General features: G+C 27.9%; 5 protein-coding genes. All 5 read left to right on the top strand.

Going from position 1 to position 6154, the window contains the following annotated elements; genetic code table 11:
* Positions 1-127 precede the first annotated feature (127 nt).
* The 5 genes from leuB (at position 128) to repA (ending at position 6059) form a co-directional block, all read left to right on the top strand.
* Positions 128-1225, top strand: a complete 1098-nt coding sequence (gene leuB / locus EAO23_RS02035) for a 3-isopropylmalate dehydrogenase (RefSeq protein ID WP_158349273.1) — start codon at positions 128-130, stop codon at positions 1223-1225.
* The gene (gene leuC / locus EAO23_RS02040; RefSeq protein WP_158349274.1) at positions 1226-2641 is read left to right on the top strand and encodes a 3-isopropylmalate dehydratase large subunit; all 1416 of its coding nucleotides are present in this window, start codon (positions 1226-1228) and stop codon (positions 2639-2641) included.
* Between the two features lie 13 nt (positions 2642-2654).
* Positions 2655-3263 (top strand): 3-isopropylmalate dehydratase small subunit, encoded by a 609-nt coding sequence (gene leuD, locus EAO23_RS02045; RefSeq protein WP_172575460.1) that lies wholly within the window; start codon positions 2655-2657, stop codon positions 3261-3263.
* A gap of 185 nt (positions 3264-3448) precedes the next feature.
* Positions 3449-4996, top strand: a complete 1548-nt coding sequence (gene leuA / locus EAO23_RS02050) for a 2-isopropylmalate synthase (protein ID WP_158349276.1) — start codon at positions 3449-3451, stop codon at positions 4994-4996.
* A gap of 220 nt (positions 4997-5216) precedes the next feature.
* Positions 5217-6059, top strand: a complete 843-nt coding sequence (gene repA / locus EAO23_RS02055; RefSeq protein WP_158349277.1) for a plasmid replication initiator RepA — start codon at positions 5217-5219, stop codon at positions 6057-6059.
* The last annotated feature ends 95 nt before the right edge of the window (positions 6060-6154 follow it).

Genomic DNA, 6154 nt, shown 5'->3' on the forward strand with positions numbered 1-6154 from the left:
AAAAATGCAAAAAAACATTTAAAAAAAAAAAAAAAAGAAAAGACATACTATATTTTATATAGTATACTTTTATTTAGTAAATTTTTTTATTTAAAAATTTTTAACCAAGGTTGACAAGAAGGTAATAATGAAAGAATCTTATGTAATCGCTGTTCTCCCCGGTGATGGAATTGGCCCTGAAGTTATGTTAGAGGCTTATAAAATTTTAGAGGTTATAAATAATAATTTAAATGTAAAAATACATACTAATGAACTCCCTATAGGTGGTTTTGCAATTGATACCTGCGGGACCCCATTTCCTAAAAAAACATTAGACGGATGTATTAAATCGGACGCTATTTTATTTGGTTCTGTAGGAGGAGAACAATGGTCTCATTTACCTCGTGACAAACAGCCCGAGAGAGGCGCTTTATTGCCTCTTAGACAATTTTTTGATTTGTTTGTAAACATTAGGCCTATTAAACTAAATGCTGCTTTAAAACAGCTTTCTCCGCTGCGAGGGAGGGTTATAAAAGATGGATTTGATATCTTATGTGTTCGTGAGTTAATTGGTGGTATATATTTTGGTTTACCTAAAGGACGAAATACTTTTGATAAAAAAAATATTTCAGCATTTGATACAGAAATTTATTCTACAAAAGAAATTGAAAGAATTGCTAATATTGCGTTTAAATTATCTTTAAAAAGAAAAAAAAAAGTATTTTCTATAGATAAAGCAAATGTTTTAGAAAGTTCGGTTTTATGGAGAGAGGTAGTAACAAAAGTTTCTAAAAATTTCCCAGATGTTCAATTAAATCACTTATATGTAGATAATGCAGCCATGCAGCTGATTAGCAATCCTTCTCAATTTGATGTTATACTATGTTCTAATTTATTTGGAGATATATTATCAGATGAATGTGCTATTTTAACTGGGTCTATTGGAATGTTACCATCTGCTAGTTTAAATAAAAATTTTTTTGGATTATTTGAACCAGCCGGGGGCTCTGCGCCAAATTTAAAAGGTAAAAAGTTAGCTAATCCTATTGCTCAAATTTTATCTTTATCTCTTTTATTAAAATATTCCCTAAATTTAAATATTATAGCTGAATATATTGAGTTAGCAGTTATAAATACTTTAAAAAAAGGTTATCGTACTTTTGACATTTCTAATGGTCAAGATTATTTATCAACAGATCAAATGGGAACTAAAATTGCACAAACACTATCTGAGATTATAAAATAAATGAATACAACATTATACCAAAAGATATTTAATTCACATTTAATATATGAAAATAAAAATATAACTCCAATTATTTATATTGATTTACATTTGATTCATGAAGTAACATCTCCTCAGGCATTTGAAGGATTGCGTGTAAAAAATAGAACTGTTCGCTGTCCAAACAAAACTATTGCTACCATGGATCATAATGTTCCTACTATTTCAAGGAATATTAATGATTCTTCTGAAATGGCGCAATTGCAAATGCAAACATTAATAAAAAATTGTAAAGAATCAAAAATTTCTTGTTATCAATTAGATGATATTAATCAAGGAATTGTACATATTGTTGGCCCTGAGCAAGGAATGACCTTACCTGGAATGACAATTGTTTGCGGTGATTCACATACATCTACACATGGTGCATTTGGGGCGCTAGCTTTTGGTATTGGGACTTCTGAGGTAGAGCATGTTCTTGCTACTCAAACTTTACCTCAAAATCGCATGAAAAATATGAAAATATATATTTATGGTCAATTAAATAAAAATGTATATGCAAAAGATATAATCTTAAAAATTATTAATAACATAGGTGTTTCAGGAGGGGTTGGTTATGTTGTTGAATTTACAGGTCCTATCATAAAAAATATGAGCATGGAAAGTCGAATGACAATTTGTAATATGGCTATTGAGATGGGAGCAAAATCCGGAATTATTCAGCCTGACTCTATAACTTATGAGTATTTACAAAATAGAAATTTTTCTCCTAAGAATCGTTCTTGGAGTGAGTATAAAAGATTATGGAATTCTCTTAAATCTGATCCAGAATCTGTTTTTGAAAAAGATATTTCTATAGACATATCTTCTTTATCTCCTCAAATTACCTGGGGGACTAATCCTTCTCAAGTAATGGATATTGATGCTAATATTCCTGAATTAAAATCTTTTAGTGATTCAAATACACGAGAAGATGTAAAAAAATCTTTAGATTATATGGGATTAAATCCTGGTTCTAGTTTATTAGATCTCCCAGTAGATAAAGTTTTTATTGGTTCTTGTACTAATTCTCGTATTGAGGATTTAAGAGTCGTAGCTTCTGTAGTAAAAAATAAAGTAATTTCTAGTAAAGTTGACGCTTTTATTGTTCCAGGTTCTGGTTTAGTAAAAAGACAAGCAGAACAGGAAGGTCTGGATAAAGTATTTAAAAGATCTGGTTTTCAATGGAGGCATCCTGGTTGTTCAATGTGTTTAGGTATGAATGAAGATCAATTGAAACCTAAAGAAAGATGCGCTTCTACTAGTAACAGAAATTTTGAGGGAAGGCAGGGGGTACTAGGGCGAACTCATTTAATGAGCCCGTGGCTAGCTGCTCAAACTGCTTTATATGGAAAATTTGTTAATGTTAATAATTTTCCTCATAAAAACCATATTTAAGACGATTCTATTTATTATGCAAAATTTTACAAAATATGTTGGAATTGTTGCTCCTTTTGAGGCATCAAATATTGATACGGATATAATTATCCCCAAACAGTTTTTACAAAAAATAACTAAAACTGGATTTGGAAAACATTTATTTCATAACTGGAGATTTTCAGACGATTGTGGTTTTGTGGAAAATCCTCAATTTATTTTAAATAAAAAAGATTATCGAAATGCTAGTATTTTATTAACACGTAATAATTTTGGATGCGGTTCTTCAAGGGAACACGCTGTTTGGGCTTTAACGGGATATGGTTTTAAAGTAATTATTGCTCATAGTTTTTCTGATATTTTTTTAAATAATTGTCTCAATAATAGATTGTTGCTGATTTCTTTGTCTAATTCAATAATAGATAAAATGTTCTTTATAGTAAACAATAATATAGGCATCAACTGCACTGTTGACCTGTTAAAAGAAAAAATATTTATAGGTAAACATCATTTTTCTTTTATTATTGACTGTGTTAAAAAACAATCCATTATGTATGGTTTTGATAATATTGATTATACATTGAAGCATGAAAAGAAAATTAAATTATATGAAAAAATTAATAAACAATATGATTTAATTTAATTTTTTTATTATTTTTTATTTCATCAAATATTTAAATCCTCAGATTTTTTTTTAAAAAAATAAATTTCTGAGGGTTATAAAAAATAATTTTAAGAGAAAAATTTATACATAAAATAATAAAAAATTAGCTTAATAAGCTTTAGATTTATTATAAATAAATAACAGAAAAGAAAGGTTTGTATAATATGAATAAAAAAATAATTATTTTTGATACTACATTACGCGACGGGGAACAAGCGTTACAGGCAAGTTTAAATGTACATGCAAAAATACAAATTGCATTAGCTTTAGAGCGTATGGGGATAGATATTATCGAGGTAGGTTTCCCTATTTCTTCACCCGGAGATTTTAAATCTATTCAATCTATTTCAAAAATTATTAAAAATAGTAAAATATGTAGTCTAGCTCGCTGTTTACCTAAAGATATTGATGTTGCAGCAGAATCTATGCAAAGTGCTAAAAATTTTAGAATTCATCTTTTTCTAGGTACTTCTAATTTACATATATCTTCTAAATTAAAAAAAAATTTTGATGAAATAAAAGATATGGCAGTTTCTTCTATAAAAAGAGCAAAAAAATATACTGATGACATTGAATTTTCATGTGAGGATGCCGGACGTACTTCGCTAGATAACTTATGTAATATTGTAGAAACTGTTATTTCGGCTGGAGTAAATACTATTAATATACCAGATACAGTTGGATATACTACCCCAACTCAATTTAAAAATATAATTGATACTTTATTTCATCGTGTTACAAATATAGATCAAGCTATTGTTTCTGTTCATTGTCATAATGACTTAGGAATGGCTGTAGGTAATTCTATTAGCGCTGTTGAAGCAGGGGCTAGACAAATCGAAGGTACTATTAATGGATTAGGTGAACGAGCTGGGAATACAGCTTTAGAAGAAGTTGTTATGGCGTTAAATATTCATAAAAAATCCTTACATACATTTACTAATATTAATTTTAAAGAAATTTATAAAACTAGCAAAATTGTTAGTCAATTCTGTAATATGCCTGTTTCTTCAAATAAAGCTATTGTAGGAAAAAATGCATTTTCACATTCCTCAGGAATTCATCAAGACGGTGTATTAAAGAACAGAGAGAATTATGAAATAATAGATCCTATTTCTATTGGTTTAAATAATTGTAAATTAAATTTAACATCTCGATCAGGTCGAGCGGCAGTTGAGTATCGAATGAAGGAAATGGGATATCATCATTATGATTATAATTTAAATGAATTATATATTGATTTTTTAAAATTAGCTGATAAAAAAGGTCGAGTATTTGACTACGATTTAGAGGCTTTAGCTTTTTTTAAGAAACAGCAAAATATTGAAGAATATTTCAAACTAGAATATTTCGATGTACAATCTAAATTGTCTGGTTTATCTGTAGCATCTATTGTTTTAATGTGTGGATCTAAAATTAATATTCAAAAATCTACTACAAATAACGGACCCGTCGACGCTATTTATCAAGCTTTAAGTAAAGCAACTTTATATCCAATACTTTTAAAAAAATTTAACTTAGTGGCTAACAGTGAAGGAGAAGATGCTTTGGGTAAAGTTGACATTGTTGTTCAATATAAATCACGTAATTTTCATGGAGTAGGGTTAGCTACTGATATTATAGAAGCTTCGGCTCAAGCTATGGTTAATGCTTTTAATTATATTTGGAAATCTACACAAGTAGATAAGGAGTTAGAAAAACTTCATAAATGAAAAATTACATATAGAATTTCGATGTCTTTAATTTTAAAGAGATTTATTTAATTTTTTTTAAAACTGTTTTTATATATAGTATGTATTTTAATTTAAATAATATTTTTTTAGTAACTTTTTGAGGTTAATTAAATTATTTTATTTTTTAATATTAAAAAGTATATAAAACCCCTGTTTATAATTTACTTCCTTTTTGATGACTAAAATATAGGAATAATTTGTGTTAAAAAAAAGATACGTGTATAATCCATACCCGAAATTTATTCAACCCGGGAATCATAAAAAAAGACCGGCTTTTATTAGATACGCTATGAAGCGTGCTGCTCAAGTAGATGTTGCTCGTAATGAAATATACTGCACTAATAGAAAAAATAAGGTTTCAGAACGTCTGATAGTATTTCGAAAGAGACGATTAAATGAGCATCGCGCGCGCGCATTGCGCGCGATGGTTCAAGCAATGTTATATCACTTTAATATTGTTTCTACATTAGTGATGGCTTCAGTAGAAAAATTATCTGATGTATGTGGTTTATCAACTTATTCTAGTACAGGAAATAAGTCCATTACTCGAGCATCACGATTAATTACAAAATTCATGGAACCTATAGGTTTAATTAAATGTCAAAAAGTATGGGATCATGTTTTAGGGATATATGTTCCAAAGATTATTTTTTTAAAACCTTTATTTTTTATGTTATTTAATATTTCAAAAGAAAAATTCATTGATATTCGAATAAAACAACTACATTGGATTAATAATCAATTAATAAAAAAAAATCAACCCCCGATTACCTTTCCTGAAGCTGAACAGCAAGCGAAGGAAAAGCATATTAATTTCGCACTATCTTTTAGACGATCAAAACACTTCTTTAAAAAACAAAAAAATAAAGCTTTTAAAATTATACAACTAGAGGAAAAGCATGCTCGATCATATATTTTAAATAATCTTGTTAAAAAATATTCTATTCAAGAATTATGCGAACTTGGTTTAACAAACTTAAAACGAAAAGTAAATTATGAATATTTTAAATTACAGCAATTAACTAAATTTCCTGATCCTTGATATTTTTTAAAAAATATATATATATTATAATATATATTTTATAATAGAAAAAAAAGGGGTTGTTTTTGATAAATTAATTTTTATTCATTTTTTTA

Source organism: Buchnera aphidicola (Cinara strobi), from assembly GCF_900560745.1.
GTDB classification, from domain to species: domain Bacteria; phylum Pseudomonadota; class Gammaproteobacteria; order Enterobacterales; family Enterobacteriaceae; genus Buchnera_F; species Buchnera_F aphidicola_AJ.

Excerpts from the sequence above, each read along its gene's own strand:
- leuB (WP_158349273.1), top strand. The coding sequence starts at position 128 with ATGAAAGAATCTTATGTAATCGCTGTTCTCCCCGGTGATGGAATTGGC.
- leuC (WP_158349274.1), top strand. The coding sequence starts at position 1,226 with ATGAATACAACATTATACCAAAAGATATTTAATTCACATTTAATATAT.
- leuA (WP_158349276.1), top strand. The coding sequence starts at position 3,449 with ATGAATAAAAAAATAATTATTTTTGATACTACATTACGCGACGGGGAA.